Genomic DNA, 26,158 nt, shown 5'->3' with positions numbered 1-26,158 from the left:
GTGAACAATAAATTATATTTCACCCCTGGACCTTCAGAGCTATACCCTACAGTTCCAGGGCATGTCCAAACTGCACTAACTGAAAAAATTGGTGTAATTTCACATAGAAGCAAACAGTTTCAGGACATTTTTAAAAATACAACTGATGGGCTCCGGCAACTACTTAGCTTGCCGGACAACTTTCATATATTTTTCTTGGGCTCTGCTACTGAGGTCTGGGAAAGGATGATACAAAACTGTGTAGAGAAAAACACTTTTCACTGCGTGAATGGCTCTTTCTCTAAAAGGTTTTATGAATTTTCAGGTGAGCTTCAAAAGAATGCGGTAAAAGCAGAGGTTCCGTTTGGAGAGGGTTTTTTTGCGAAAAACTTAACCATTCCTCAAGAAACAGAGCTTATCTGCCTTACGCATAATGAAACTTCCTCTGGCGCCTCAATGCCTGTAGAGGAAATCAATAAAGTTAGCGCACTCAATAAGGATGCACTTATATGTGTTGATGCCGTGTCGTCTCTTCCTTATCCAGCTTTTGATTATAGCAAGATCGACTCAGCATTCTTTTCAGTTCAAAAATGCTTTGGCCTTCCCGCTGGACTAGGCGTATGGATCTTGAACGACAGGTGTGTGGAGAAAGCAGAAGCTTTGGTAAACAGAGGTATTGCTACAGGTACATACCACAGTATTTCTTCGTTACTATCCAAGGCAAAATCAAACCAAACACCAGAAACCCCTAACGTCTTCAATATATTCCTATTAGGAAAAGTACTTGAAGATATGAATAAAAAAGGTATTCAAGCGATCCGTAAGGAAACGGAAGAAAAAGCTGATGCCATCTATGACTTCATAGAGCAATCAGAGGTATTTTCTAATGGGGTAAAAGAGCCATTGCACCGTTCCAAAACTACCATCGTTGCCAATACAAACATACCATCTCCAAACATCAATGAACACTTGGCTCCTGCCGGAATGGCTGTTGGTACGGGATATGGAAGTTATAAAGAGAAACAAATTCGAATTGCAAATTTCCCTACACATACGCCTGAGCAAGTGGAAAAGCTATTAAAAAAACTCGGAGAAATAAAAAATTAAACAATTAAATGGAAACCGGCCAATGTTATTCTGAAAAATTTTCTTTTTCACAAGAAGATGTTATTCGCTTTGCGGAATTAAGCGGCGATAAAAACCCTATACACCTTGACAATGACTTTGCATCTACTACTATCTTTAAAAAACCCATCATTCATGGGGTGCTTGGCATAAGCGTCTTTTCAAAGATATTGGGAGTAAAATTTCCAGGACAAGGAACCATTATCATGAAACAGGAAATCAGCTTTAAAAGGCCACTCTTTGTCGGCCATGAATACGAAGCGTCTATTTCTGTATCAGAACTTTACAAAGAAAGAAGCATGGCAGTTTTGGAAGCAAAGGTATTGGACACCCAAACAGGAAAAATAAACATGACAGGTACTGTTCATGTAATTAACAAAGAAAAAATCATGTAGGGCTTGTTGAAAAAGTCTCAAGTGTGCAAGGTACGCATGGCCTTACATGAAGACGTATTGGAATACTTCGAATGTAAGGCCATAAAGTAGACTGTGCACTTGTGGCTAGCCCCAAAAAAGTATTGGATTAAAAGTTTCTCACCGAAAACCCCTTGCACCTATAACTCATAATCTTTACACAAACATAAACAGATCAATATTTTGGGCGTTTTTCAGCGCGCCCTATGTAAAGGCGGCGCATTGACCACCTTTACTTTTATGAAGCTAGGTACTCGACCAAAGCATCCTTTAGGTTTGTAAATATCTGGGTCAGCAATTCTTCATTTTCCTCCAACAGAGTAATTCTAAACCCTTTTAGTTCTGAACAGAAAGAAGATATAGGCACTACACATATACCTGTAGCACCGAGCAAGTAGTACACAAAGCGTTTATCAAGGTCTACATCAGGCTGTTCGACCCAAGACTCTACCATTTTCTGTATTTTAGGGTCTTTTATCTTCAATTTTTGCTTGCTGTGCAAAACCCCCTCTTCAAAAGTAATGGTGTTATAAAAAGCACCATAAGTTTCATTAAATTTAAGTTGGGGTATTTGACCTAAAATATCTGCAATAATTTTACTCCTTCTACCAATACTTTCGTTTTGAGCCTTTCTATACGCCTTATATTTAGGATCCTCCATAATAATAGGTATAGCGAGCTGGGGAAGCGTAGTGGAGCAAACCTCTATCATTTTAGCATTGTCCAATACAGCGCAGAATTTTTCAAACTGCGGATCTTTGCCCCTGTTATAGAATTCCATCCAACCACAACGTGAGCCAGGCCATGGGAGCTCTTTGGAAATACCCTTTAAAGCAATGCCTGGCACATCTTCAATTACTTCCGCCAGTGAATATGCCCGCGCCCCGTTATACGTGATGTTAAGATAAATTTCATCACTGATTAGCATTAAGTTAAACTCTTTGGCAATTTCAACAATCCTCTTTAGTGTCTCATATGGATAAACCATTCCAGTAGGATTGTCTGGATTAATAATCAAGATGCCAATAATATTAGGATTGTACTTAACCTTATTGTACAAATCGTCCAAGTCAGGGTACCAATGATTGTCAGGATCTAGCTTATAGGTTATAGGCTCCTGATGTGCATGTGCAGCTTCCGCCGACGAATGGGTAGAGTAAGCAGGCGAAGGCCCTATAACACGTAGGCTTGTATTTATAAACTGATATACCTTGCCGATGGCATCTCCCAGTCCATTGAAAAACAGCACATCGTCTGAAGTAATTTGAGCTCCGCCCTTTGAATTGTTAAGATTTGCAAGATACTTTCTAGTATCAAGATTCCCTTTAGAGTGGCAATAACCATAACTCTTGTTTTCCAGTACTAAATTACTGACAATCTCTTTCATCCACTGGGGCACTATACAGTTTTTCTGAATAGGGTCACCTATGTTTTCCCAATATATAGTTTGGCCAGCCTCTTGAATTATCTCAGCTTTTTTTACAATTTCCCGGATTTCATAACTTAGTTCTTTTGCTCCGGCACTTAATATCTTCTGTCTCATTTTTTTGAATAAGCTTACGGAAAGCGAAATTAGAAATTTATTTTGTCAATAAAGAACAGGATTATGTTTTTAATAAAGTAAAACCTCATTTCTCCTGTCTATTTTTCCAAAGTGACCATAAACATCTCATGCTATACAAGGTTTTCATTTATAACGACAAACCGTAATAAAGATGAAAAAACTTTTAGTTTTAACCTGTTTGCTTTTTGCAGTTCACACCATAATCGCTCAAGAAGATGACCCTCGGACTCAGTATGATAATTATGTAGGAATCAGAGCTGGTGTCAATTACACAGGCCTAACAGAAAGCCCCTTTGGTTTTGGGCAAAGTGGTCAAATTACCCCAAATATAGGTATTTATTCTGAATCTAGATTCTTTAACAGCATCTATTTAGTATGGGAGGCTAATTACTCTGGCAAAGGCGGCGATTTCGAGGATGAAATTTCTGAAGGCGAGTTAAACCTATCTTACTTAGACATGCCTTTAATGCTGGCATGGTATCCAACCCAAACCTTAGGCCTTCAATTTGGGGTTCTGCCTTCTTTTTTCCTTGCAGGTAATTATTCAAGACCCGAAGGTTTTGAAGGTGGCGATGCGACAGACCTACTTTTCCACAGAATGACCGTAGGCCTTGTGCTCGGGGTGAACTTAAGAGTCACAGACGCTATAAACGTCGACTTTAAATACAACCCGCTCAATTCTCTACTTTTCGATTTGCACACCCAGCCACAGCTAAGGCCTAATACCGCTACCTTACGCATAGGCTACTCATTTATAAGAGAAAACTAAAAATTTGATAGTGAAACTATATAACAAATACACAAAAAAAGAAAAGCCTACTTCAATCAAGAAGCAGGCTTTCTGGTAAATATAGGTTAACAAAATGGAGCTGTAGGGGAAGGATTCGAACCTCCATGGGGCAGTTAGCCATAGCTCAGAAAGATCAATTAGTGGTCAACCCGTTAAGCTACGTTTGTTCCGTTAGTCCCCACCCCCGAGACAGGAGGGCATGTCTGCCAGTTTCATCACCCTACAGTGTGTAGTTAGTTTTCAATTTGTAAATCAAGCCAGCGTCTCCGGCTTTTGTTTTGCTGTAGGGGAAGGATTCGAACCTCCATAGGGCAGTTAGCCATAGCTCAGTAAGATCAATTTAAGTGGTCAACCCGTTAAGCTACGTTTGTTCCGTTAGTCCCCACCCCCGAGACAGGAGGGCATGTCTGCCAGTTTCATCACCCTACAGTGTGTAGTTAGTTTTCAGTTTGTATTTTCAAAGCCAGCGTCTCCGGCTTTTAGTTTTGCTGTAGGGGAAGGATTCGAACCTCCATAGGGCAGTTAGCCATAGCTCAGTAAGATCAATTTAAGTGGTCAACCCGTTAAGCTACGTTTGTTCCGTTAGTCCCTACCCCCGAGACAGGAGGGCATGTCTGCCAGTTTCATCACCCTACAGTGTGTAGTTAGTTTTCAATTTGTAAATCAAGCCAGCGTCTCCGGCTTATGGTTTTGCTGTAGGGGAAGGATTCGAACCTCCATAGGGCAGTTAGCCATAGCTCAGTAAGATCAATTTAAGTGGTCAACCCGTTAAGCTACGTTTGTTCCGTTAGTCCCTACCCCCGAGACAGGAGGGCATGTCTGCCAGTTTCATCACCCTACAGTGTGTAGTTAGTTTTCAATTTGTAAATCAAGCCAGCGTCTCCGGCTTTTGTTTTGCTGTAGGGGAAGGATTCGAACCTCCATAGGGCGGTTAGCCATAACTCAGTAAGATCAATTTAAGTGGTCAACCCGTTAAGCTACGTTTGTTCCGTTAGTCCCTACCCCCGAGACAGGAGGGCATGTCTGCCAGTTTCATCACCCTACAATATAAATACTTCAACATTACCTAAGCCATCTGCTTTTCGCCACTTTCCCCCTCTGAAGTATTACAAAGTTAACATAAAGGATTTTTTATTCAAAATTTATTAAATAATTAGCTTAATATTTACAATATTTTTAATTTTAAGACCGATTTATTAAAAAACGCAAAATTTAACATACATTATATGCAAAAAAATTTAGAAATTGATAATACCGATTTAAAGATACTTTCTATACTGATGGAGGACGCCAGTATTCCATATACAGAAATAGCCAAAAAGGTATTTGTATCTGGGGGGACTGTCCACGTGCGGATGCGAAAACTAGAGCAAATGGGTATAGTAAAAGGTACACAGTTAAAAATAGACCCAACTGCACTAGGTTATGATATTACCGCTTTTCTAGGCATATACTTAGAACAAAGTTCATGGTATGACCAAGCCCTAGAAGGGCTAAAAAATATACCAGAGGTTGTCAATGTCCATTATACAACAGGAAACTATAGTATGTTTGTCAAACTAATATGTAGAGACACCAATCACTTAAGGGAGATTTTGCATGACAAGATCCAAAAAGTACCAGGCATCCAAAGAACAGAAACTATTATATCTTTAGAAGAATCAATCAACAGGAACATTCATATTGTTGAAAAAAAATAATACAAATGGCATGGTTTGTGCGGAACTTTTCGAGTATTTTTGAAATTGATAGTAATACTTTCAAAAAACAAATAATTACCATCACCAATGACCGCTGTACTTAAGATACACCTCAATGACAAGCTTTACCTTAAAGATCCAGACGACACAGAGTTGGGCAGAAAAATCGTACAAAAGAGTATAGAAATAATAGAAAAGCTAGGTTTTGAGCAATTTACCTTTAAAAAATTAGCATTGGCGATCAACTCAACGGAAGCATCTATTTACAGATATTTCGAAAACAAGCACAAACTATTAATATATATTATCTCTTGGTATTGGGCATGGCTTCTATACAGGATCGAGTATGAAACACATAACATCCAGGACGAGCATGAGCAGTTAAAAAGAATTCTGAGGGTTATTTCTGAATCTTCCAGGCCTGAAATGACTTTAGTATACATTGACCCTAGCCTTCTTCACAGAATAGTTGTAGCAGAAGCGGCTAAAGTGTATCTTACAAAAAATGTGGATGAGGACAATAAGATAGGATTATTTAAAGAATATAAAGCACTATGCTATAAAATAGCCAGCACTATATTAAAAATAAAACCAACATATAAATATGCACATTCTCTCGCAAGCACCATTATTGAATCTGCCCACCAGCAACTGTTTTTTGCACGGCACTTTAAGACCATTACCGAACTAAACAACGGCAATAACCTTTATAGAAATGTTGCAGAATTTATAGAGCATTTAACTTTTTCAGCCCTCAACGACCAAAAACATTAATCCAGTTATTTTATGAACCTAAAGAACATACAATATATACATGAATTTTTCCTGAAATTTCTGGAGATAGACTATAACCCTCTGGAGTTAGCTAAAACTATTAACTTACCCAAGAGCGCAAGAGAGGGCATCGATATCCATTCCTATATGGGCTACCTTACCGAAACAGGTGGCAACATAGATCTAGCCTATATAAAGAATGAAATATTACTTGCCAAACTGGAGGCTACTATTCTAGAAAACCATTTTCCGGTTCTTTTGTTTAGAAAATTTTCAGATCGAATAGAACCAGTAATTGTTTACAATGACCAACATAACCAAGTACACCAATATGTAATTAAAGAGGGCGGAGAAATAGAGGACACCAAATTATCTAGCCTCCACGACCTTCTTGATACTATATATACGTATGAAGTCAAGCCAGGGTTGACAGAAACTATATTTTTGACTGTAGTCAAAAACGAAAGCATGTACACCCCCGATTCGGACGATGCGAAACCTCAGCCAATGTCCCCAGTCAAAAGGCTCTGGTTAGTGCTTTTGTCCGAAAAGAAAAGCATTTATTACTTATATGTCTATGCCATATTGGCAGGTCTCATAAGCCTATCGCTACCGTTGGGTATCCAGGCCATTATTGGTTTCATTACCAGCGGACAGGTTTCCACCTCTATAGTTGTATTGATATCTTTTGTAAGTATAGGGGTGCTTTTGAATGGAGGACTCCAGATTATGCAACTGTCCCTTACAGAGCATATCCAACAAAGACTGTTTCTTAAAACTGCTTTTGATTTCTCATACAGGCTTCCAAAACTAAAACAAGAAGCCATGTTGAAATATAATGCAACAGAACTTTTAAACAGGTTTTTTGATGTGGTAACTGTACAGAAAGGTGTGGCCAAAATGCTAATAGACCTTACGGCAACAGCCGTCACTATTGTCTTTGGCCTAACACTGTTGGCCTTTTATCATGTTTCGTTTATAATGATTGGTGTGCTCCTCATGGTTGTTTTGTACTTCCTTATTAAGTCCATTGCACCTAAAGCCTTAAAAACGAGTATATACGAATCAAAGAATAAATATAAGGTAGCCAATTGGCTGGAAGAAATGGCAAGGACATCCAAGACATTTAAACTGGCTGGGTACTCAAACCTCCCATTAGAAAAAACTGATTATAATGTAAGCAACTACCTTTATTATAGGAAAAACCACTTTAAGCACCTGGTCAGCCACTATAAAAGTTTTGTGGGTTTTAAAACGCTCTTTACTGCTGGGCTTTTAATTGTTGGTTGTATCCTCGTAGTTAATGAAGAGATAAATATTGGACAATTTGTCGCAAGTGAGATCATCATTATTTTGATCATATACTCTATTGAAAAGCTTATCTCCACCATGGAGGTCATTTATGATGTACTGGCCAGTGTCGGCAAACTGGGAGACGTTACTGATGTGCCTATTGAGAAAATGAAAGGCATTTATGTAAAAGATATTGTCGAAGAAAATGAGGGGCTTAAAGTAAACTTTAGAAATGTAAGTTACCGGTATCCTGAAACAAGTACTAAGGCAATAAGCAACATCAATTTGACAGTAAACCCTTCTGAACATATATGTTTAGCAGGTTTCGGAGGGGCAGGTCGCTCAACATTGGTCAATGTGATGCTAGGCTTTTATGGCTCGTTTCAAGGCACCATAGAATATAACAGAGTGTCTCTCCGCGACTTAAACAAAAACAGTCTTTTAAACCAGATTGGGGACAATATCCACTATGAGAATATTTTTGAAAGTACCATAGAGGAAAATATCACCATGGGCCGCAAAGATATACCTATAAAAGACCTGTTTTGGGCTATTGAACATGCTGGGCTTGCAGAGTATATAAACGACTTGCCTGATGGGCTGAAAACACAAATCATATTTGGTCACAGACACTTACCGACAACAATAGCCAAAAAAATCATCTTAGCCAGAAGTATTGTCAAAAGACCTAAGCTCTTGATAATTGATGAAATGATGTTGAACATGGACATCAAAGAGAAAATAAGGATTCTTAAATTCCTCTTTGACCCATCGCATCACTGGACAATCATCATTCTTTCAAACGACCCTGGCATAATGAAAATGTGTGATAAGGTAACTGTAATGAAACAAGGACAAATTGTCCAGGAAGGACACTATGAAGTGATCAAGAACGATGAAAATATAGTAGAACTAACAACAAGCCTGTTAACTGCTGAGCAATGAAAAACGAAGTAAAAGATTATAACAACGCAGAAAAATTCAATAGTGTTAAAATTCTGCACAATGCCAATTTTGCAAAACTTTTGGCAAAATGGTCATTAATGCTTCTGGGACTACTGACATTGTTCATGTTTTTTCCATGGACTCAGAACATACGGTCCAATGGCGTTTTAACCACTTTAAGCTTACAAGAAAGACCGCAAACGATCCACAGTGTTATCGCTGGTCAGATTGCCCATTGGCATGTAAATGAAGGCGCCGAAGTGAAAAAAGGAGATACCATTGTAACTATATCAGAGATCAGAGAAAAGTTTTTCGATCCTGAGCTTTTGACCAGGCTTGACGAGCAGATTAATGCCAAAGAAGGATCTAGAGAAGCTACAGCCTCCAAAGCTCAAGCTTTGCGCAGGCAAATACAGGCTTTGAAAGAAGGAATGGACTTTAGCCTTAACAAAGCGAAAAACAGGGTTCAGCAGGCTGAACTACTAGTACAAACAGACAGTATCGACTTAGAGGCTGTAAAAATAGACTACGAAATAGCCCAACTACAGTTTGAGCGTCAAGAAAAATTATACAAGCAAGGGCTTAAATCCTTAACCGAGTTCGAGCAACGGAAACTCAGATTTCAAGAAAGTACTGCTAAGTTGAATGCAGCTAGAAACAAGTTTGATGTAGCTAAAAACAACTTAATGAATGCGAATATTGAGTTAAGCTCTATATTGGCTGAATATCAAGACAAAATAGCAAAAGCAGAATCTGACCTAAACTCGACAGAGGCCTACTTTCATGAAGCGGGGGGCGAAATTGCTAAAATGAGAAATGAATACTCCAATATGAAAATACGGAGTTCATTTTATCATATAGTAGCTCCCCAAGACGGGTATGTAGTGCGAGGGCTTCGGGCTGGTCTTGGAGAAACAGTCAAAGAAGGTGACCCGGTAACCACCATCATGCCATCCAATGCCAAATTGGCCACTGAGCTTTACGTAAGACCGTTGGACATTACACTTTTGAAGCCGGGAAGCAAAGTTCGTTTACAGTTTGATGGTTGGCCAGCACTGGTTTTCTCCGGTTGGCCCAATGTTAGCTTTGGTACTTTTGGTGGAAAGGTAGCCGTTATAGACAATATAGATACTAATGGCAAATACCGTATCTTGGTTACCCCAGACCCTGACGAAGACCCTTGGCCACGTCAGTTAAGAGTGGGGTCCGGTGCATATGGCTGGGCCTTGCTTAATGATGTGCCAATTTGGTACGAACTTTGGCGTCAGCTCAATGGCTTCCCACCTGACTGGACTGAAGGTCTAGAGCATTTCCATGAAAAGAAAAATAATAAATATAAATAAAGACTCATAAAAATGATCTTTAACTTTAGAGAGTACCGTTTTATATATATAACTGTAGTTGCTGTGCTACTGCTCGCAGCCTCAGGCAAAGCAAAGGCGCAGGGTGATACTTTGACCACGTTGACATTTGAGCAGTATTTTCAACTGATCATACACCATCACCCTGTAGCCCGACAAGCACAGTTACTCTCTGAAAGGGCGCAGCAAGATTTACGTATTGCAAGAGGCTTGCTTGATCCTACCATAAACTCTTATTTATCACGAAAAGAACTAGACGGGAAACGGTACTATAACCTTTGGGACAATACATTGTATATTCCAACATGGTTTGGTGCCGATTTTCATGTCGGGTATGAAAGAAACCTTGGAGATAATGTAAACCAACAGGTAGTTACACCTTCGCAAGGTTTAGGATATGCCGGCATAACCGTACCACTTGGCCAAGGATTAATCATAGACCAGAGACGTTCTGCTATTCGTCAAGCGCGCTTGCTTCCCGATCTTGCAGAAGCGGAGCAGGTAATCCAAATAAACAGACTCTTATTAGATGCCGCAAGGGAGTATTGGAACTGGGCATACTTCTACAACCGCTTTTTGCTACACGACCAAGGATTCGAATTAGCGTCTTTTAGAGCTAATGCTATCAGAGAGCAGGTGATTCAAGGAGATTTGGCGGCTATCGACTCTGTCGAAGCCAACATTGAAGTGCAAACCAGACACCAGTTGCGCAGAGAGGCTGAAGTTCAGTTCAGAAATGTCACTTTGTCCCTATCAAATTTCCTATGGGATGAAGGAGAAGTACCTTTAGAGTTATCCGAAAATGTCATTCCAGACATGCAAGGGAGTGAGTTTGTGACAATTACCCCAGACTCACTGGAACAGCTAAGAATGGTGGCATCAGAAGCACACCCTATTATAAGAACACTAGACCTAAGGCTTCAACAACTAGACGTAGAGAGGCAATTCCGAGCAGACAGGCTAAAACCAAGGGTTAACCTAACCTACCAATTACTGACGAGGCCACAAGAGTTGACAGAGCAAAACTTCGGAAATGGCTTTTTAACCAACAACTACAGGTATGGTGTATCTTTATTTTTCCCTATATTCTTGCGTCAAGAAAGAGGCCAATTGCAGTTGACCAAAATTGAGCAACAGCAAACTACTTTGTCGTTACAACAAAATAACCGTGAAATATTAAATACCATCAAAATCGCTTATAACGACCTGCAGGTTTACGAAAACTTAATTACTACCCAGCAAGAGATGGTCAATAATATGCAACGATTAAGGGATGGCGAACAAAGAAGGTTTGAAGCGGGCGAAAGTTCTGTCTTTTTAATCAACACCCGAGAAATCAACTTAATTACCGCACAAGTTAGGCTTCAAGAACTTATATCCAACTACGCTATTGCAAGGACTACCCTCGCATGGGCAGCTGGTAAAATTTATTAGTTAATAATTTTTATCGGAATTATAATTATAGTAATTTTGTACTTTAATTAGAATCATTCTAAATAAAGCGCTTATGAGCGAAGAAAATAAAATCCTTGAAGAAATAACCTCTTCAGATTATAAATATGGTTTCACAACCAAAATAGAAAGCGAGAACGCTCCAAAAGGTTTAAATGAAGAAATAGTTAAGTTTATTTCTGCTAAAAAAAACGAACCTGAATGGATGTTAGAGTGGCGATTGAAAGCCTACAGGCATTGGCTTACCATGAAGGAGCCAAAATGGCCGAATGTAAATTACCCTAAGATTGATTTTCAAGACATCATATATTATTCAGCGCCCAAGCAAAAGCCAAAGCTAAAAAGCATGGACGAGGTAGACCCTGAATTAAGGGAAACCTTCAACAAGTTGGGAATCTCGCTGGAGGAGCAAATGCGTCTTTCGGGTGTAGCGGTAGATGCAGTAATGGACAGTGTGTCTGTTGTTACTACCTATAAGGAAAAACTAGCTGAAAAAGGTATTATTTTCTGCTCAATTAGCGAAGCACTACAGGAACATCCTGATCTTGTAAAGAAATATATCGGCTCTGTTGTACCGACTACAGACAATTATTATGCGGCACTTAACTCCGCAGTATTTTCAGACGGCTCTTTTGTTTATATCCCTAAAGGGGTACGTTGCCCAATGGAACTATCAACGTATTTTAGGATAAATGCGGCAAACACTGGGCAGTTTGAAAGAACATTGATTATAGCTGAAGATGACAGCTATGTGAGCTACCTTGAAGGTTGTACCGCCCCTATGCGTGACGAAAATCAATTGCATGCAGCAGTGGTAGAGCTGGTAGCTTTTGACAATGCAGAAATCAAATACTCTACAGTACAAAACTGGTACCCTGGCGACAAAAATGGGCATGGTGGTATTTACAATTTTGTTACAAAAAGGGGTATTTGCGCAGGTGTAAATTCCAAAATTTCATGGACTCAGGTAGAAACGGGTTCAGCCATTACGTGGAAATACCCTAGTGTGGTGCTTAAAGGAGACAACTCTATAGGAGAGTTTTACTCTGTAGCCGTTACCAACAACATGCAACAGGCAGACACCGGTACTAAAATGATACACATTGGTAAAAACACAAAAAGCCGAATTGTGTCAAAAGGTATTTCTGCTGGAAAATCCCATAACAGCTACCGGGGTTTGGTAGAAGTAATGAAAAGGGCAGATAATGCCAGAAACTTCTCCCAATGTGACTCGCTACTTATGGGAGACAGGTGTGGTGCCCATACTTTCCCTTACCTAGAGGTTAAAAATAACACTGCCCAAATTGAACATGAAGCTTCTACCTCGAAAATAGGTGAAGACCAAATCTTCTACTGTAACCAAAGAGGCATTAAAACCGAAACAGCGGTTGCGCTCATTGTTAACGGATATTGTAAAGAAGTCCTGCAGCAGTTGCCAATGGAGTTTGCTGTAGAAGCTCAAAAACTTCTGGCCATTAGTTTGGAAGGAAGTGTAGGATAAAGTTTTTGTTTTTTTAAGTGATACAGAATATGCTGACTATTAAAGACCTTAAAGCCAAAATTGAAGATAAAGATATACTGAAAGGTATCAACCTAGAAGTTAAACCCGGAGAAGTGCACGCTATCATGGGACCTAACGGATCAGGCAAGAGTACACTAGCTTCTGTTCTTGCAGGACGTGAAGACTATGAAGTGACCGGTGGATCTGTGGACTTTAACGGAAAAGACCTTTTAGACTTAGCTCCAGAAGAGAGAGCTGGCGAAGGCGTTTTTCTTGCATTCCAATACCCTGTAGAAATCCCAGGGGTAAGCACAACAAACTTTCTAAAAAGTGCTGTAAATGAAATAAGGGAATACCGTGGGGAAGAAGCCTTGGATGCTGTTGGCTTTCTTAACATGATGAAAGAAAAGACCAAACTTGTCGACATAGACCCTTCCCTACTTAAAAGGTCACTAAACGAAGGTTTTTCTGGTGGTGAGAAGAAAAGAAATGAGATCTTCCAAATGGCTATGCTTGAACCTAAGCTAGCTATACTTGACGAAACAGATTCCGGACTTGACATAGACGCATTGAGAATCGTTGCCGGTGGCGTAAACAAGCTTAAGTCCAAAGACAATGCTGTAATAGTAGTAACCCACTACCAAAGACTTCTTGACTATATTATTCCTGATTTTGTACATGTATTGTACAATGGAAGAATAGTAAAATCCGGCACCAAAGAACTTGCCCTCGAACTAGAGGAAAAAGGATATGACTGGATTAAAAATGAAGCTAATACGGGTACTTCTGTAGCATAAGTATGGACACAACATTGAACACTGTAGAATTACAAGATATATTAAATGGCGCAACACAACCAGTTGCGCAACCAAGCATTCCTTCTAATCTGTTAAAGAAAAGAGAAAACGCTTTTGCTTCTTTCAGAGAAATAGGATTGCCTAAGGTAAAAGACGAGGAATTTAAGTATACGAACTTCGGGAAGGTTTTAAAAAACAATTTTTCTTTTCAGCCTTCATCAAAAGTAGCCGAAAGCGAAATTTCCGATTTCTTCATAAAAGATACTGAAGCTTTTAGGTTAGTTTTTATCAATGGAAGGCTGTCTGAAGAACTTTCAGACATAGCTGGTTCAGAAAGCGCCCTTGAGGTTTCTGACATCAACACGGTGCCTTCTGAAGAAATTGACAAATATTACGCACAGGCCGGAAGCGATCAGGCTGATGGATTTACCTTGCTGAACAACGCCCTTTCGGAAAATGGCGTTTTTATCAAGGTCAAGAGAAATAAAGTAGTTTCTCGTCCTGTGGTTCTGTACTATATTACCGACACAAAGCAAGGAAATGCATTCGTTCAACCGCACAACATTATTGTTGGCGAAGAAAATGCAGAAGCAAGCTTTGTACAGTCTTTTCATTCCATAGGATCGGATAAAAGCTTCAATAATATTGTAACAGAGGCTTACCTAAAAGAAAGCGCAAACATTCAGTTATATACCATACAAAATGACCGTGAAGAGTCTTATCAGGTAAACAGATGTTTTGCGCATCAATTGGGAAAAAGTAGGTTTTATGCCAGCACCATTACCTTAAACGGATCAATGATAAGGAATGACCTGAACATTCTTATGAAAGCAGAGCATTCCGAATCTGAGCTATATGGACTGTATCTATTAAAAGATAATGCCCATGCAGACAACCATACACTGGTAGATCATGCCGTTCCAAATTGCTATAGCAATGAGCTTTATAAAGGTATTTTGGACAACAAATCTACAGGTGTATTTAATGGCAAAATCTATGTAAGGCTGGATGCTCAAAAAACTAATGCTTTTCAATCAAACAAAAGCATCTTATTGAGCAAAGATGCCACAATGAATACAAAACCTCAGTTGGAAATCTTTGCTGACGATGTTAAATGTACCCACGGAGCAACTATAGGTCAGCTAGATGAAGAGCCTTTATTCTACCTAAGATCTAGGGGGATAAAAGAAGAAACTGCTAAGAAGTTGCTTGTTTTGGCTTTCGCACAAGACATTGTCAATAATATCAGAAATGTGCAGTTAAAGCACATTCTGACAGATTTAATTACCAAAAGAATAAGTTAATATGTCTATAGGATCAGAGCAGCCCACACAAGCGCTTTCAGAAAATAGCTTGGACAAAATTCTGAAAGCCAGAAATGATTTCCCGGTGTTATCTCAGGAAATTAATGGGAAACCACTGGTCTATTTCGATAATGCCGCTACAACACAAAAACCGAAGGTTGTTACAGATGCTTTGGTAAACTACTATAGCGGTTACAATGCCAATATACATAGAGGCATCCACACACTGGCAGAGAAAGCTACTTCTGAATTTGAGTCAACAAGGGCGGTGGTGAAAGAATTTATCAACGCTCCTTCTACAGAAGAAGTTATTTTCACTAAAGGAACTACCGAAAGCATCAATCTGGTAGCGTCTACCTTCGGAAGAAAATATATAGGAGAAGGTGACGAAATAATCGTTTCGGCCATTGAGCACCATTCAAACATGGTTCCATGGCAAATCCTTGCCGCTGAAAAAGGTGCTAAAATCAAAGTGATCCCTATCAATGACGAGGGTGAACTATTGATGGGCGAATATAAAAAGTTGCTTAACGAGCGTACCAAGTTAGTAGCTGTAGTACACGTAAGCAATACCTTAGGAACGATCAACCCAGTTAAAGAGATAGTCAGTCTGGCAAAGGAAAAAGGCATAACTACTCTTATTGATGGAGCACAGGCAACTTCCCATCTTGATATAGATGTTCAAGACCTCGATACGGACTTTTACGCATTTTCAGCGCACAAGGTCTATGGTCCCACAGGAACAGGGATATTATACGGGAAAAAAGCTATTTTAGAAGACATCCCTCCTTATCAAGGTGGTGGAGAGATGATACAAGAGGTAAGCTATGAAGGCTGCTCGTTTAATGTTCTTCCATATAAATTTGAAGCAGGCACGCCAAACATTGCTGATGTCATAGCATTCAAACATGCCTTAGAGTATGTAAACAGCCTTGGGAAGAGCAACATCAGGGCATATGAAAACCAATTGTTGGAATATGCCAACGAAAAGCTTTCGGAAATTAAAGGCCTGACTTTTGTGGGAACAGCCAAGGAAAAGGTGAGTGTTATTTCATTTCTCTTAGAAGGCATTCACCATCAAGATACTGGCATTATATTGGATCAGGAGGCGATAGCTATCCGTACTGGACACCACTGTACGCAACCGCTTATGCAGCGTTTGAACATTAGTGGTACAGCACGTGCATCATTTGCACTTTACAATACAAAGGAGGAAATAGACCGCTTGGTAAAAGGAATCCTTAAAGTACAAAAAATGTTAGCATCATAGAAGAATATTAAATGAGCGAGACAGCAAGCATAGCAGATATAGAAAATGAAATTGTAGAAGAGTTTAGTTTTCTCGATGATTGGGACGACAAGTATACCTATGTTATAGAGCTGGGTAGGAAACTAGAACCTTTTCCAGAAGAACACCGCAAGGACGAAAATATAATAAAAGGATGTCAGTCAAGGGTTTGGCTACATTCATATACAGAAAACGGTAAAGTATACTTTAAAGCCGACAGCGATGCGATGATCGTTAAAGGTTTGGTCTATCTTTTAGTAAGAACCCTTTCAGGCCATGCACCTGACGAGATTATTAAAACAGACTTAAGCTTTCTAGACAAAATTGGCATGAAGCAGCACCTGTCCCCTACCCGCTCTAATGGGCTATTGGCCATGGTGAAACAAATGAAACTGCATGCCTTAGCTTATAAATCCAAAATATCAGAATAGTATGGCGGAAGAAAATACAACAAAATATACGGAAGAAGATCTGAAAGCCAAAGTAATAGAGGCTATCAAAACAGTCTATGACCCTGAAATACCAGTGGACGTATATGAACTAGGGCTGATATACGAGATCAGTATATACCCTGTCAACAATGTTTATGTCAGAATGACCCTGACCTCTCCTTCCTGCCCGGCAGCGGGAGAAATACCAAGTGAGGTAGAAAACAGCATCAAAAAAATAGAAGGCGTAAAAGATGTCAATGTAGAGTTGACCTTTGACCCTCCTTATCATCAAGACATGATGTCTGATGTAGCTAAGCTTGAATTAGGTTTTATGTAATTTTTTATAATCTAAACACTATAAGATATGTATCCTGAACAATTAACAGCACCAATGCGCCAGGACCTGGTATCTGCAGGTTTTAAAGACCTTAAAAGTCCTGAAGACGTTGAGGATCTTTTAAATAATGAAAAGGGCACTGTGCTTTTAGTAATAAACTCTGTATGTGGCTGTGCAGCTGGTGCTGCTAGGCCAGGTGTAAAACTAGCAGTAGAACAAAGTGCTAAGAAACCAGATGTTCTTGCCACTGTTTTTGCTGGTGTAGACAAAGAAGCTGTACAGAAAGCTAGAGAATTTACAGCGCCATTTCCTCCGTCGTCACCATCTATCGCATTATTTAAAGATGGAGAGGTTGTACATTTTGTTGAAAGACATCACATCGAAGGAAATTCAGCAGAAATGATCGCACAGCACCTTGAAGCGGTATTTAATGAGTTTTGTTAATATTTAACATAAAATATGCAATAGAATTTTCTATCAAATAGCAAATAACTTCAAATCAGTCGCTTTGCTCGCATTTGAGTCTTAACCCATAGCGCAGCGACCTAAAAGTGTTGATATATTGTCATTTTGTTCCTCATGATAAAATCTATAGCATAATTTAGTTTGAAAAGGGAAGTATCTAATAAATACTTCCCTTTTTTTGTTCTTTTTTCCCTCCATATTGCGTAATTTGTTATCTGCATAACGTTATATCAATTATTCCCCCTAATAAGCAGAATACATTTACAGTGAAACAACAACGGCTTGAGGATATAAATGAACTGATCATTCAGATTGCCAGTGGTAATTACGACATAAAAAAACCAATCTCAGAAAATAAGGATGATTATGATGCTTTGATAACTGGCATTAATATGCTAGGTGACGAATTGAAGCACACTACGGTTTCTAAAGATTACCTTAAAAGTGTATTTAGCGGTATCGTAGACCTACTCCTTATTACCAGTACCGACCACAACATCATAGAGATCAACTCTTCTGTCACCAAGCTCCTCCATTATAATACAGGCGACTTAAGCGGGAAGTCTGTTGCTACTATTATGAAAGGGAGCAACAAAGCACTAAAAGGAATTAACACGAAGCTGGAAAACGGAGATTGTTGTCAAAGTATAGAAAGGGAGTTCAGGACCAAGTCAGGAGAGTATATCCCCGTGTCTTGCTCTGTATCTTATTTATATGATAAAAATAAAAACAAAACGGGCATACTATATATCAGGGCTGACGCATTTAAGTTTCAGGGTGTAAGGAACTGCCTTACAGGGCGTTCCGCAAGTCTCATAACCTTTATTGGGTTTATTTAATATATGGGTGCCTTACGGGGCACTGATGATACAAATATAATAATTTTTAATTGATAATCAGTGTTTTAACATTTTTTGCTTGACTTTTTTCTATATAGAGAACTCAATTAAAAAATTCAGTTTCCGATTCATTTGTTCGTATATTTGGCACTGTGTCAGAACCAAGAAGAACCATCAAAGGCAATTTCAAATATCCGCTGCAGGAGATCCTTTTTCTGTGCGTAAGTGCCGTTGTCAGCAATGCGGGGGACTGGCATGAGATTGTTACATTCGGCAAAGAAAAAATTGAATGGCTACGTAAATTTTTTCCTTACCGTAACGGTGTCCCTTCGCACGATACCCTGGAAAGGGTATTTGCAAAGATAGTACCGGATGAATTTGGCGAGTGTTTTGTAGAGTGGGCATCAACCATGTTCAGACCAGTCGAAAACGAGACAATCAATATTGACGGGAAGCGGATCCGTGGATCGTATGACAACAGAAAGGGCGCCAATGCATTGCACATGGTATCGGCTTATGCCACCGCTAACCAGCTTACCCTCGGTCAATTGGCCGTGCCAGACAAAAGCAACGAGATCACAGCCATTCCCAAGCTTTTGGATATGATAACTGTTGAAAACACAACAGTGACAATAGATGCCATGGGCTGCCAAAAAGATATTACGGAAAAAATAATCCGGAAAAACGGTGATTATGTAATTGCTGTAAAGAACAACCAGAAAGAGCTATTCCAGCAAATAGACAGGGCTTTTAAAAAACAGGTAATTGCAGATGTGCACAAACAGATAGACACGGGACATGGCAGGTTGGAGAGCCGCACCTGCAAACTGATAAATGACCTGAGGTTCATAGATGCAGCACATCAATGGTGCGGCATAAAGTCAGTGGCAAGGTTAGAGTCAGAGCGCTATAACAAGCTTACAGGAAAGCAGGAGCAACAGGTGAGGTATTATATAAGCAGCCATGACAAGACCGCTGAATGGCTTAACGGTACAATACGCAACCACTGGGCAATTGAAAACAAGCTGCACTGGAGCCTGGATGTGGTTTTTGGGGAAGATAGTTCCAGAAGAAGAAAGGGATATACAGCACAAAACTTCCACATCTTAAATAAAGTGTCCCTGATCTTGTTACAAAAACATAAATCTAAGGAAACAAAACCCAAAAAAAGGTATAAGGCAATATTCAATGATGCTTTCAGGGAAGAAATTTTAGATGTATTTTAAATGCGTCAGCCCTGTACTATATATAGCAAAAGATATTAGTCCTTTAAAAAGAATCGAACAACAGCTTATTAGTAAAAATCAAGAATTAGATACTTTCGTTTACAAAGTTTCTCATGATCTAAAAGGGCCATTGTCTTCTATATTGGGGATCACTAGCCTTGTAGAAGATGAGATAAAAGATCAGGCAGCCCTTAATTACTTCAAGCTGATCAAGAAATGTTCTGAAAGCCTAGATACAATACTAAAAAACCTACTTGATCTAGCCTTGATGGAGCGTATGAGAAAGGAAAAATCTAAAATATGCTTCAATCAGTTTATAAAAAATATTACCGATATTTATAGCCTTTCTCCACATTCACATAAAAACCATATTCGAATTACGGTCGCTCAGAAAAGGGATTTTTTTAATAACGAGAAAATGCTCCATTCTGTCATCCAAAACCTTGTAGACAATGCCGTAAAATATAGAAAGCCGGGCCAATCTGCCGAAATTGACATTGCTGTCACTGAAAATAAAAATGGTGTCATCATTATTATAAAAGACAACGGAATAGGTATAAGAGAAGACTTACATGATAAAATATTCAATATGTTTTATAGGGGCCCTCATACGTCTGAAGGGAGTGGTTTGGGTTTATATATGGCGAAATCATATATAGAAAAAATGGGTGGCGAGATATCTTTTCTTAGTACAGAAAACATTGGTACAGAGTTCATCATTACACTTCCTTGTTTAAAAAACAATAAGTAGCAATATGGAAACAGAAAATTTGCCAAAAAGCCAATACATCAGCATTAAATTAGTAAATGGTATAATCCATATAAACTTTAATGACTCTACCGAGGTGGACATAAATGTGGCCAAAGAGATATTTGCTTACTCGACCAATACCATCAAACTAGAAAACAGGCTGTTGCTCGTTGACGTTAGAAATTTGAAACTAGTCACACAAGAAGCTAGGAGATACTTTGCAGAAGAAGACCCTAAGCAAACGGTAAAAGCCATTGCTTTTTACTCAGAAAACATACTACATAAAATAATTTATAGCTTTTTCAAGCATGCCAACAATCCTCCCTATCCGGCAAGGTTTTTCAAAAGCTATGAAGAAGCCGTACATTGGCTAAACCAATACAAGAAAGCATTTACTATATAGCTCCCTCCCAAACAAACGAACATAAAAAATTGCTAGCTTCCCTAACGGTGTAAAACAAAAAACAATTATTTACTTTCCTGCTTTTCGTACTTAGAGAGCTTCAATCCATACAAAGCTATATAGAAATAGCATATCACAGGAATGATAAAAGCTACCTCATAATTAACATAGGAGAAATTTCGTACCATAAAAGGGATTACAGCGCCTCCCACTATAAACATAACCAATACTGCTGCACCTTCTTCAGCATACTTACCAAGCCCGTTAATGCCAAGTGCAAAAATAGATGGGAACAATATAGAGTTAAATAAGCCAATCAAGGTAATTATCCAGATAGATACTTCACCGCTAGTTAAAATTGAGAGTACCACAAACGTGCAGGCCATAATGGCACAAAAACCTACAGCTTTCCCAGGCTTGACTTTTACAAGAATGTAGGCTCCAACAAACCTACCAAACATGGCCAATCCCCAGTACCAAGCTACTTTATTCTGAGCAAAGTCAAACAAATAAGTAGCTAAGGCCACTTCCGCACCCACATAAGCAAAAATGGCAAAGGCCCCTAATCTCAATTGAGAAAAGTGAAGCACGTGCCTCCGACGTAATGAAGTAATTTTATTTAAGGGTTCAATATTGGATGTATCTATATGTGGGATCTTATTAACTTTAAGAACAATGGCAAACAGAACCATTAACCCTGCAAGTATTAAATAAGGAATGTGAACAAAAGATGCTTCCATAGCAAAAAGATTCTCGGCTGGCATTTGGTCTATAACCACATCAGACACACCTACCGATCGCCAAAGGATTTGATAGGCAAAAAAAGGTGCCACAAAAGTACCCAGTGAATTGAAGGCCTGCATGAGTGTAAGCCGGCTTGCGGCTGTTTTCCTGCTTCCCAGAATTACCACATACAAATTAGCGCCTACTTGAAGAATGGTAAACCCGCCGGCAAGAACAATAAGTCCTAAGAGAAAAATATTGTAATTGATTAAATGAATGGCCAAAGACATGACCAAACACCCTGTAATAGCGGCAGTCCACCCTATGAAAATCCCCTTTTTAAACCCAAGATCATTAAACAGCTTTCCGGCTGGTATGGATACAATAAAATAAGTACTAAAGAAAGTAAGCCCTATAAGGGTAGATAAGCTATAAGTAAGGTCAAAAATATAGGATAAATGTTTATCCAGTACCTCATTCATTACAGTCAAAAGCCCCCACATAAAAAAAAGCACAACAAATATCGAAAGTACTTTTTTGTTACTCCTCTTAACTAATTGCTCCTTAAGTCCCAGGGTTTCCATTTAAACTGTAAATATTTGGAAAATTACTTAAAATTATTCAAATATATCTAGTACTATTGATATTATTTACAACTTTAGCATCTATATATCAACAATGTATAAATACAGGAATATTGACAGATATAAATTCATACGTAAAAAATAGCAGTATGTTGAGGAGAGTTAATTAAAAATGAATCAAGGTTTGTAGCAGGCTCTCTCCAAGTCTTTTTCCTATTTTATTATACTAAGAGGATAACGTTGCTAAAAAGCACATTAGGTAAAAAAAAGCTGCATGGTCCATGCAGCTTTCTGTAAGTTAGGGCGCGCTGAAAAACGCCCAAAATATTGGTCTGTTTATATTTATATAAAAAAGATTAGGTATAGGTGCAAGTTTTTTTCGGTTATTTCTTATTTTTCCGTGCACAGTAAATTCAGAAACTTTTAATCCAATACTTTTTTTGTGCAGCCACAAGGCATGCCATGTGGCTACACAAACTTTTGACTTTTTCAGCAGGTCCTAAGTAAATATCAGTTGCTTTGAGAAGTAAAGGCAAACCGGTCTTTAAAGGCAAGCAGTTCTTTTTTAAAATCAGTTTCAGGCAGCGCTATATATTTAGATAGCTTAGTTTCAGGGTTAACCTGCAACTCTCTTAGTTCAAGGTGTTGGTTGATAAAAATAAATTCAAGATCCGGGTATATTTCTTTTAAAACGTCTACCAAATCCAGAATTTCCATGTTTTTATCAATAAGATTATAAACATCAGAAGGCATATCATTATTTCTCATCTCCACAAGGGAGCTAACCACCTTATTGACATTTATAAAAGAACGTGTCTGTTTTCCAGATCCATGAATACTAATCCTGTTATTAAAATTAGCATCGAACATAAACTTATTAATAACAGAATCAAAGCGTATAGACGGGGTGTATCCATAAGCGTTACCGCACCTGATAATATAAGTTTTTTTCTTATCAAGCAATCTTTTCACGTGCTCCTCTCCCCTCATTTTACTGATGCTATAAAATGTCCGAGGATTAGGGGTAGAAGATTCATCTAACAATGTTTTAGAAGCTCCATAAACGGAAGTACTGCTCAGAAAAATCAACCTAGAAATACTAGGGGTATCTTCTACTGCATATACCAATTCAGCCGTGCCCCAGTTGTTAACCTGCTCAAAAAAGTGAGAGTCCACATTAGAAAAAGGCGTAGACACACGGGCTGCAAGGTGATAAACCACCTCTACCCCTTTCATTACCTTTCTCAACTTCCTAGAATCCAAAAGATCGCCAAACTCAAACTTGACTTTGTTATTACCGATCCTATTGCTATTGCTTATAAAAAGATTAAAGTTTTCTCTTGTAAGATTATCATAAACAATAATCTGGGACACATCCTCTTTCTGGGACAGTTGATAAACCAACTCTGAGCCTATATAACCAGCTCCACCTGTTATCAGTACTTTCATTTTTTTGAGACTAATTCTGTATTAAGACCACATTCTGTTTTCTTGAGGCCAAACCAGCGACCTTCCCTGGCATTCCACTCAAGGTCAAATTTACGGGTACACGGCTCACATCCAATGCTAAAATACCCTTTTTCTTCTAATGGATGTCTAGGCAACTTATGTTCTTTAATATACATTTCCACCATTTTGGTGTTCCAGTCCAACATTGGGTGAAAACGAATGACATCATGAGGCGCTTTTTCTTCGATCTTAAAAGATTTACGAACCGAGCTCTGATCTGCACGCACCCCATTGATCCATACATCATGGTCTGCAAGTATAGGGTCCAACGGTTGAACTTTGTTAAGATAGCAGCAAAAATCAGGGTCGCTGGTAAACAACAACCTACCTTCAGCGTCTTTTTGCATATGCCTAGGTGTAGCGCTAAACACTTCCTTAATGTTTAACTTAAACATATCAGCTATTTGGTCCCGAAAACTAATCGTTTCCGGGAAATGGTAACCAGTATTAATAAAGTATACAGGAATAGTATTGTCTATCCTACTCAAAATGTGGAGCAGAACAATACTATGCGTCTGAAAAGAAGATGTCGTAAAGATCTTCTGATACTTTTGATTATAGCCGTTAATCTTATATTTTATTCCTTCGAAATCCACGTATCAAAATTTTATTTTACAAATATACAATTTTATATAGTTTTTAAGAACAAAAAGAGCCTTTTTATTATTTTTTCAAAATATTATTCTAAACTATTTTACGAGCAAGCGCAAAAAAACATGAGTTTTTTATGCACCGGATTGTCCTACTGCTTATTTTTGCGTAAATTTAAAAATTACCTGCATTGCAAAAGGAAAACAAAACATAAAAATTGTTTGTTCATAGCCTTAAATGAAAGTAGCAGTTTATAGAAAAGAACATTTTAATGCCGCACATCGGCTATACAATCCATCGTGGAGCAAGCAAAAAAACGATGAGGTTTTTGGCTTGTGCAACAATGAAAATTTTCATGGACACAATTACGAGCTAGTAGTAAAGGTGGTTGGCGAAACCAATCCAGAGACTGGCTATGTTATAGACATGAAATTTCTAAGTCGTTTAATTAAAGAAAATATCATAAACAGGCTTGACCATAAAAACCTTAACCTTGATGTTGTTGAGTTTAAAGACTTAAATCCTACAGCAGAAAATATTGCAGTAGTAATTTACGATATCCTGAAACCGAAACTAGGGCCAGACTACACCCTGAAAATAACGCTTTATGAAACCGAAAGAAACTTTGTTGAATACCCAGCTTCTTAAAAACTTATCTGTAGACGAAGTCGGAGACGAACACCTGCCAGGTTCTAAAGACACTCCTTTAAGGGCAGATGCTTTTGACATGGACGACGACGTAAAAATGGCGCTTATTGCAAAGCATTTCAGGGAAATCATGCATATATTAGGACTGGACCTAAACGACGACAGTTTACAAGGCACACCACAAAGGGTTGCAAAAATGTATGTCAAAGAGATTTTCAGTGGCTTAAACCCTGAAAACAAACCTGATGTAAAGCTATTTGAGAACAAATACAGGTACAATGAAATGTTGGTAGAAAAGGATATCACCTTTTACTCTAACTGCGAGCACCATTTTGTACCTATTTTTGGAAAAGCACATGTAGCTTATGTGTCCAACGGACATGTGATCGGTTTATCTAAGATCAATCGCATTGTGCAGTACTATGCTAAACGTCCTCAAGTTCAGGAAAGACTTACAGAACAAATAGCACAAGAACTCCGCGAAGTTCTTTGCACAGAAGATGTAGCTGTAGTGCTTGATGCTGCCCACCTTTGTGTGTCATCTCGCGGAGTCAATGATATAAACAGCAGAACGGTAACCTCCCATTACAGTGGCAAATTCCAAGAAGAAGCCGTCAAAAAAGAGTTCCTGAATTATATTTCATTATAATGATTCAGGCCCTTTCTTATTTGGGTCATCTTTTTTCTCTTTTTCATCATCCTCAGTTTCATCTTTTTGAGTGCCCTCAGGATATGCTACTCCGGGATAATATTGATAGTTCTCTTCTGATTCCGGAGTAGGATCATCTTTTTCAGGTTGCTCCTGCTTTGCTTCATCTGGATAATGAGGCAAATGAGGTTTATCCTTATTCCCTTTCTTATAATCTGCCATAGTCTTTTTTAATAAAAAACAAGGCCAACAGGGTAATGTTTTATGCGCCAAGCATAAACCTGATATATGCAATAGAACTTTCTATTACGTAGCAAAATAAATCAAATCAGTCGCTTCGCTAACGTTTGCGTCTAACCATAGCGCTGCTATGCTTTGCGATCCAAATGTGCTGATTTATTGTCATTTTACTCCTCATGACGAAACCTATCGCATAATTTAGGATAAAAAAAAGCGGAACTGCAAAAACAGATCCGCTTCATCGCTGTGCCCACGGGGAGATTCGAACTCCCACACCAGTTAAGGCACCACCCCCTCAAGATGGCGTGTCTACCAATTCCACCACATGGGCTCGCAAAAGGTCTGCAAATATAGTCCTAAATCTGATTTCTAAAAAATAAACCCATTCAAATTCTCTCATTGAATCAATAATTTTTCAAAAAAAATAAAAGCAGGAGAAATCAAAAAAATGAGCCTAAAAAGCTAACTATATGCCT

Annotated in this window: 26 protein-coding genes and 1 tRNA gene; 21 read left to right on the top strand and 6 right to left on the bottom strand. The window is 38.7% G+C overall.

Annotation, left to right across the window (positions count from 1 at the left end; translation table 11 throughout):
• Together RCC89_07835 and RCC89_07830 are read left to right on the top strand one after the other, a co-directional pair.
• Positions 1–1,086, top strand: a complete 1,086-nt coding sequence (locus tag RCC89_07835) for an aminotransferase class V-fold PLP-dependent enzyme (GenBank protein ID WMJ73070.1) — start codon at positions 1–3, stop codon at positions 1,084–1,086.
• Positions 1,087–1,094: 8 nt separating this feature from the next.
• Positions 1,095–1,499 carry a MaoC family dehydratase gene (locus RCC89_07830; protein ID WMJ73069.1) on the top strand — a complete coding sequence of 135 codons (405 nt, stop codon included), beginning with the start codon at positions 1,095–1,097 and terminating at the stop codon, positions 1,497–1,499.
• Between the two features lie 256 nt (positions 1,500–1,755).
• On the opposite strand, the gene RCC89_07825 is transcribed toward RCC89_07830, so the two are convergent.
• Positions 1,756–3,060 (bottom strand): pyridoxal phosphate-dependent aminotransferase, encoded by a 1,305-nt coding sequence (locus RCC89_07825; protein ID WMJ73068.1) that lies wholly within the window; start codon positions 3,058–3,060, stop codon positions 1,756–1,758.
• 172 nt (positions 3,061–3,232) lie between these two features.
• Here RCC89_07825 and RCC89_07820 point away from each other — a divergent pair, with 172 nt between their 5' ends.
• From RCC89_07820 to RCC89_07740, 17 genes are all read left to right on the top strand, one after another.
• A complete protein-coding gene (locus RCC89_07820; protein WMJ73067.1) occupies positions 3,233–3,850 on the top strand; it encodes a porin family protein in 618 nt (205 codons plus the stop codon).
• Positions 3,851–5,097: 1,247 nt separating this feature from the next.
• Positions 5,098–5,571 (top strand): Lrp/AsnC ligand binding domain-containing protein, encoded by a 474-nt coding sequence (locus RCC89_07815; protein WMJ73066.1) that lies wholly within the window; start codon positions 5,098–5,100, stop codon positions 5,569–5,571.
• Positions 5,572–5,658: 87 nt separating this feature from the next.
• A complete protein-coding gene (locus RCC89_07810) occupies positions 5,659–6,345 on the top strand; it encodes a TetR/AcrR family transcriptional regulator (protein WMJ73065.1) in 687 nt (228 codons plus the stop codon).
• Positions 6,346–6,357: 12 nt separating this feature from the next.
• Positions 6,358–8,583 (top strand): ATP-binding cassette domain-containing protein, encoded by a 2,226-nt coding sequence (locus RCC89_07805; GenBank protein ID WMJ73064.1) that lies wholly within the window; start codon positions 6,358–6,360, stop codon positions 8,581–8,583.
• Positions 8,580–9,926 carry an HlyD family efflux transporter periplasmic adaptor subunit gene (locus RCC89_07800; protein ID WMJ73063.1) on the top strand — a complete coding sequence of 449 codons (1,347 nt, stop codon included), beginning with the start codon at positions 8,580–8,582 and terminating at the stop codon, positions 9,924–9,926. The genes RCC89_07805 and RCC89_07800 overlap by 4 nt, the downstream gene beginning before the upstream one ends.
• A 12-nt stretch (positions 9,927–9,938) precedes the next feature.
• The gene (locus tag RCC89_07795) at positions 9,939–11,378 is read left to right on the top strand and encodes a TolC family protein (protein WMJ73062.1); all 1,440 of its coding nucleotides are present in this window, start codon (positions 9,939–9,941) and stop codon (positions 11,376–11,378) included.
• 73 nt (positions 11,379–11,451) lie between these two features.
• A complete protein-coding gene (gene sufB, locus RCC89_07790; GenBank protein ID WMJ73061.1) occupies positions 11,452–12,897 on the top strand; it encodes a Fe-S cluster assembly protein SufB in 1,446 nt (481 codons plus the stop codon).
• Between the two features lie 29 nt (positions 12,898–12,926).
• Positions 12,927–13,694, top strand: a complete 768-nt coding sequence (gene sufC, locus RCC89_07785; protein ID WMJ75647.1) for a Fe-S cluster assembly ATPase SufC — start codon at positions 12,927–12,929, stop codon at positions 13,692–13,694.
• A gap of 2 nt (positions 13,695–13,696) precedes the next feature.
• The gene (sufD, locus tag RCC89_07780; GenBank protein WMJ73060.1) at positions 13,697–14,998 is read left to right on the top strand and encodes a Fe-S cluster assembly protein SufD; all 1,302 of its coding nucleotides are present in this window, start codon (positions 13,697–13,699) and stop codon (positions 14,996–14,998) included.
• Between the two features lies 1 nt (position 14,999).
• A complete protein-coding gene (locus RCC89_07775; protein ID WMJ73059.1) occupies positions 15,000–16,268 on the top strand; it encodes a cysteine desulfurase in 1,269 nt (422 codons plus the stop codon).
• Positions 16,269–16,279: 11 nt separating this feature from the next.
• Positions 16,280–16,717: a SufE family protein gene (locus RCC89_07770; GenBank protein ID WMJ73058.1), complete on the top strand. Its 438-nt coding sequence runs from the start codon at positions 16,280–16,282 to the stop codon at positions 16,715–16,717.
• A 1-nt stretch (position 16,718) separates the two neighbouring features.
• The gene (locus RCC89_07765) at positions 16,719–17,054 is read left to right on the top strand and encodes an SUF system Fe-S cluster assembly protein (GenBank protein ID WMJ73057.1); all 336 of its coding nucleotides are present in this window, start codon (positions 16,719–16,721) and stop codon (positions 17,052–17,054) included.
• Between the two features lie 27 nt (positions 17,055–17,081).
• Positions 17,082–17,498 carry a BrxA/BrxB family bacilliredoxin gene (locus tag RCC89_07760; GenBank protein WMJ73056.1) on the top strand — a complete coding sequence of 139 codons (417 nt, stop codon included), beginning with the start codon at positions 17,082–17,084 and terminating at the stop codon, positions 17,496–17,498.
• 287 nt (positions 17,499–17,785) lie between these two features.
• The gene (locus RCC89_07755) at positions 17,786–18,358 is read left to right on the top strand and encodes a PAS domain-containing protein (protein WMJ73055.1); all 573 of its coding nucleotides are present in this window, start codon (positions 17,786–17,788) and stop codon (positions 18,356–18,358) included.
• Positions 18,359–18,510: 152 nt separating this feature from the next.
• Entirely contained in the window at positions 18,511–19,584 is a 1,074-nt protein-coding gene (locus RCC89_07750; protein WMJ73054.1) for an ISAs1 family transposase, read from the top strand.
• A complete protein-coding gene (locus tag RCC89_07745; GenBank protein WMJ73053.1) occupies positions 19,574–20,335 on the top strand; it encodes a HAMP domain-containing sensor histidine kinase in 762 nt (253 codons plus the stop codon). The genes RCC89_07750 and RCC89_07745 overlap by 11 nt, the downstream gene beginning before the upstream one ends.
• Positions 20,336–20,339: 4 nt before the next feature.
• Complete coding sequence (locus tag RCC89_07740; protein WMJ73052.1) at positions 20,340–20,738, top strand: hypothetical protein; 399 nt, start codon at positions 20,340–20,342, stop codon at positions 20,736–20,738.
• Between the two features lie 65 nt (positions 20,739–20,803).
• Here the strand turns inward: RCC89_07740 and RCC89_07735 are convergent, their stop codons facing one another.
• The 3 genes from RCC89_07735 to RCC89_07725 form a co-directional block, all read right to left on the bottom strand.
• Positions 20,804–22,045 carry a sugar MFS transporter gene (locus RCC89_07735; protein ID WMJ73051.1) on the bottom strand — a complete coding sequence of 414 codons (1,242 nt, stop codon included), beginning with the start codon at positions 22,043–22,045 and terminating at the stop codon, positions 20,804–20,806.
• A gap of 510 nt (positions 22,046–22,555) precedes the next feature.
• Positions 22,556–23,494 carry an SDR family oxidoreductase gene (locus RCC89_07730; GenBank protein WMJ73050.1) on the bottom strand — a complete coding sequence of 313 codons (939 nt, stop codon included), beginning with the start codon at positions 23,492–23,494 and terminating at the stop codon, positions 22,556–22,558.
• Positions 23,491–24,150: a phosphoadenylyl-sulfate reductase gene (locus tag RCC89_07725; GenBank protein ID WMJ73049.1), complete on the bottom strand. Its 660-nt coding sequence runs from the start codon at positions 24,148–24,150 to the stop codon at positions 23,491–23,493. The genes RCC89_07730 and RCC89_07725 overlap by 4 nt, the downstream gene beginning before the upstream one ends.
• A gap of 232 nt (positions 24,151–24,382) precedes the next feature.
• Between RCC89_07725 and RCC89_07720 the strand changes: the two genes are divergently transcribed.
• Both RCC89_07720 and folE read left to right on the top strand, forming a co-directional pair.
• Complete coding sequence (locus RCC89_07720) at positions 24,383–24,793, top strand: 6-carboxytetrahydropterin synthase (GenBank protein ID WMJ73048.1); 411 nt, start codon at positions 24,383–24,385, stop codon at positions 24,791–24,793.
• Complete coding sequence (gene folE, locus RCC89_07715) at positions 24,753–25,442, top strand: GTP cyclohydrolase I FolE (protein WMJ73047.1); 690 nt, start codon at positions 24,753–24,755, stop codon at positions 25,440–25,442. The genes RCC89_07720 and folE overlap by 41 nt, the downstream gene beginning before the upstream one ends.
• Here the strand turns inward: folE and RCC89_07710 are convergent.
• On the bottom strand, positions 25,437–25,664 hold the full coding sequence (locus tag RCC89_07710) for a hypothetical protein (GenBank protein ID WMJ73046.1): 228 nt from the start codon (positions 25,662–25,664) through the stop codon (positions 25,437–25,439). The two genes, folE and RCC89_07710, sit on opposite strands and share 6 nt — an antisense overlap.
• Before the next feature lie 265 nt (positions 25,665–25,929).
• Positions 25,930–26,013: transfer RNA gene (locus tag RCC89_07705), tRNA-Leu, on the bottom strand.
• Positions 26,014–26,158 lie beyond the last annotated feature (145 nt).

This window comes from Cytophagaceae bacterium ABcell3 (assembly GCA_030913385.1).
Taxonomy (GTDB): Bacteria; Bacteroidota; Bacteroidia; order Cytophagales; family Cytophagaceae; genus ABcell3.
The sequence above is the reverse complement of the archived record's forward strand: the minus strand, read 5'-3'. Positions and strand labels throughout refer to the sequence as shown.

Bases quoted from the DNA above. Each gene is read 5' to 3' on its own strand.
- RCC89_07830 (WMJ73069.1), top strand. From the start codon at position 1,095: ATGGAAACCGGCCAATGTTATTCTGAAAAATTTTCTTTTTCACAAGAA.
- RCC89_07825 (WMJ73068.1), bottom strand. From the start codon at position 3,060: ATGAGACAGAAGATATTAAGTGCCGGAGCAAAAGAACTAAGTTATGAA.
- RCC89_07820 (WMJ73067.1), top strand. From the start codon at position 3,233: ATGAAAAAACTTTTAGTTTTAACCTGTTTGCTTTTTGCAGTTCACACC.
- RCC89_07815 (WMJ73066.1), top strand. From the start codon at position 5,098: ATGCAAAAAAATTTAGAAATTGATAATACCGATTTAAAGATACTTTCT.
- RCC89_07810 (WMJ73065.1), top strand. From the start codon at position 5,659: ATGACCGCTGTACTTAAGATACACCTCAATGACAAGCTTTACCTTAAA.
- RCC89_07805 (WMJ73064.1), top strand. From the start codon at position 6,358: ATGAACCTAAAGAACATACAATATATACATGAATTTTTCCTGAAATTT.
- RCC89_07800 (WMJ73063.1), top strand. From the start codon at position 8,580: ATGAAAAACGAAGTAAAAGATTATAACAACGCAGAAAAATTCAATAGT.
- RCC89_07795 (WMJ73062.1), top strand. From the start codon at position 9,939: ATGATCTTTAACTTTAGAGAGTACCGTTTTATATATATAACTGTAGTT.
- sufB (WMJ73061.1), top strand. From the start codon at position 11,452: ATGAGCGAAGAAAATAAAATCCTTGAAGAAATAACCTCTTCAGATTAT.
- sufC (WMJ75647.1), top strand. From the start codon at position 12,927: ATGCTGACTATTAAAGACCTTAAAGCCAAAATTGAAGATAAAGATATA.
- sufD (WMJ73060.1), top strand. From the start codon at position 13,697: ATGGACACAACATTGAACACTGTAGAATTACAAGATATATTAAATGGC.
- RCC89_07775 (WMJ73059.1), top strand. From the start codon at position 15,000: ATGTCTATAGGATCAGAGCAGCCCACACAAGCGCTTTCAGAAAATAGC.
- RCC89_07770 (WMJ73058.1), top strand. From the start codon at position 16,280: ATGAGCGAGACAGCAAGCATAGCAGATATAGAAAATGAAATTGTAGAA.
- RCC89_07765 (WMJ73057.1), top strand. From the start codon at position 16,719: ATGGCGGAAGAAAATACAACAAAATATACGGAAGAAGATCTGAAAGCC.
- RCC89_07760 (WMJ73056.1), top strand. From the start codon at position 17,082: ATGTATCCTGAACAATTAACAGCACCAATGCGCCAGGACCTGGTATCT.
- RCC89_07745 (WMJ73053.1), top strand. From the start codon at position 19,574: ATGTATTTTAAATGCGTCAGCCCTGTACTATATATAGCAAAAGATATT.
- RCC89_07740 (WMJ73052.1), top strand. From the start codon at position 20,340: ATGGAAACAGAAAATTTGCCAAAAAGCCAATACATCAGCATTAAATTA.
- RCC89_07735 (WMJ73051.1), bottom strand. From the start codon at position 22,045: ATGGAAACCCTGGGACTTAAGGAGCAATTAGTTAAGAGGAGTAACAAA.
- RCC89_07730 (WMJ73050.1), bottom strand. From the start codon at position 23,494: ATGAAAGTACTGATAACAGGTGGAGCTGGTTATATAGGCTCAGAGTTG.
- RCC89_07720 (WMJ73048.1), top strand. From the start codon at position 24,383: ATGAAAGTAGCAGTTTATAGAAAAGAACATTTTAATGCCGCACATCGG.
- folE (WMJ73047.1), top strand. From the start codon at position 24,753: ATGAAACCGAAAGAAACTTTGTTGAATACCCAGCTTCTTAAAAACTTA.
- RCC89_07710 (WMJ73046.1), bottom strand. From the start codon at position 25,664: ATGGCAGATTATAAGAAAGGGAATAAGGATAAACCTCATTTGCCTCAT.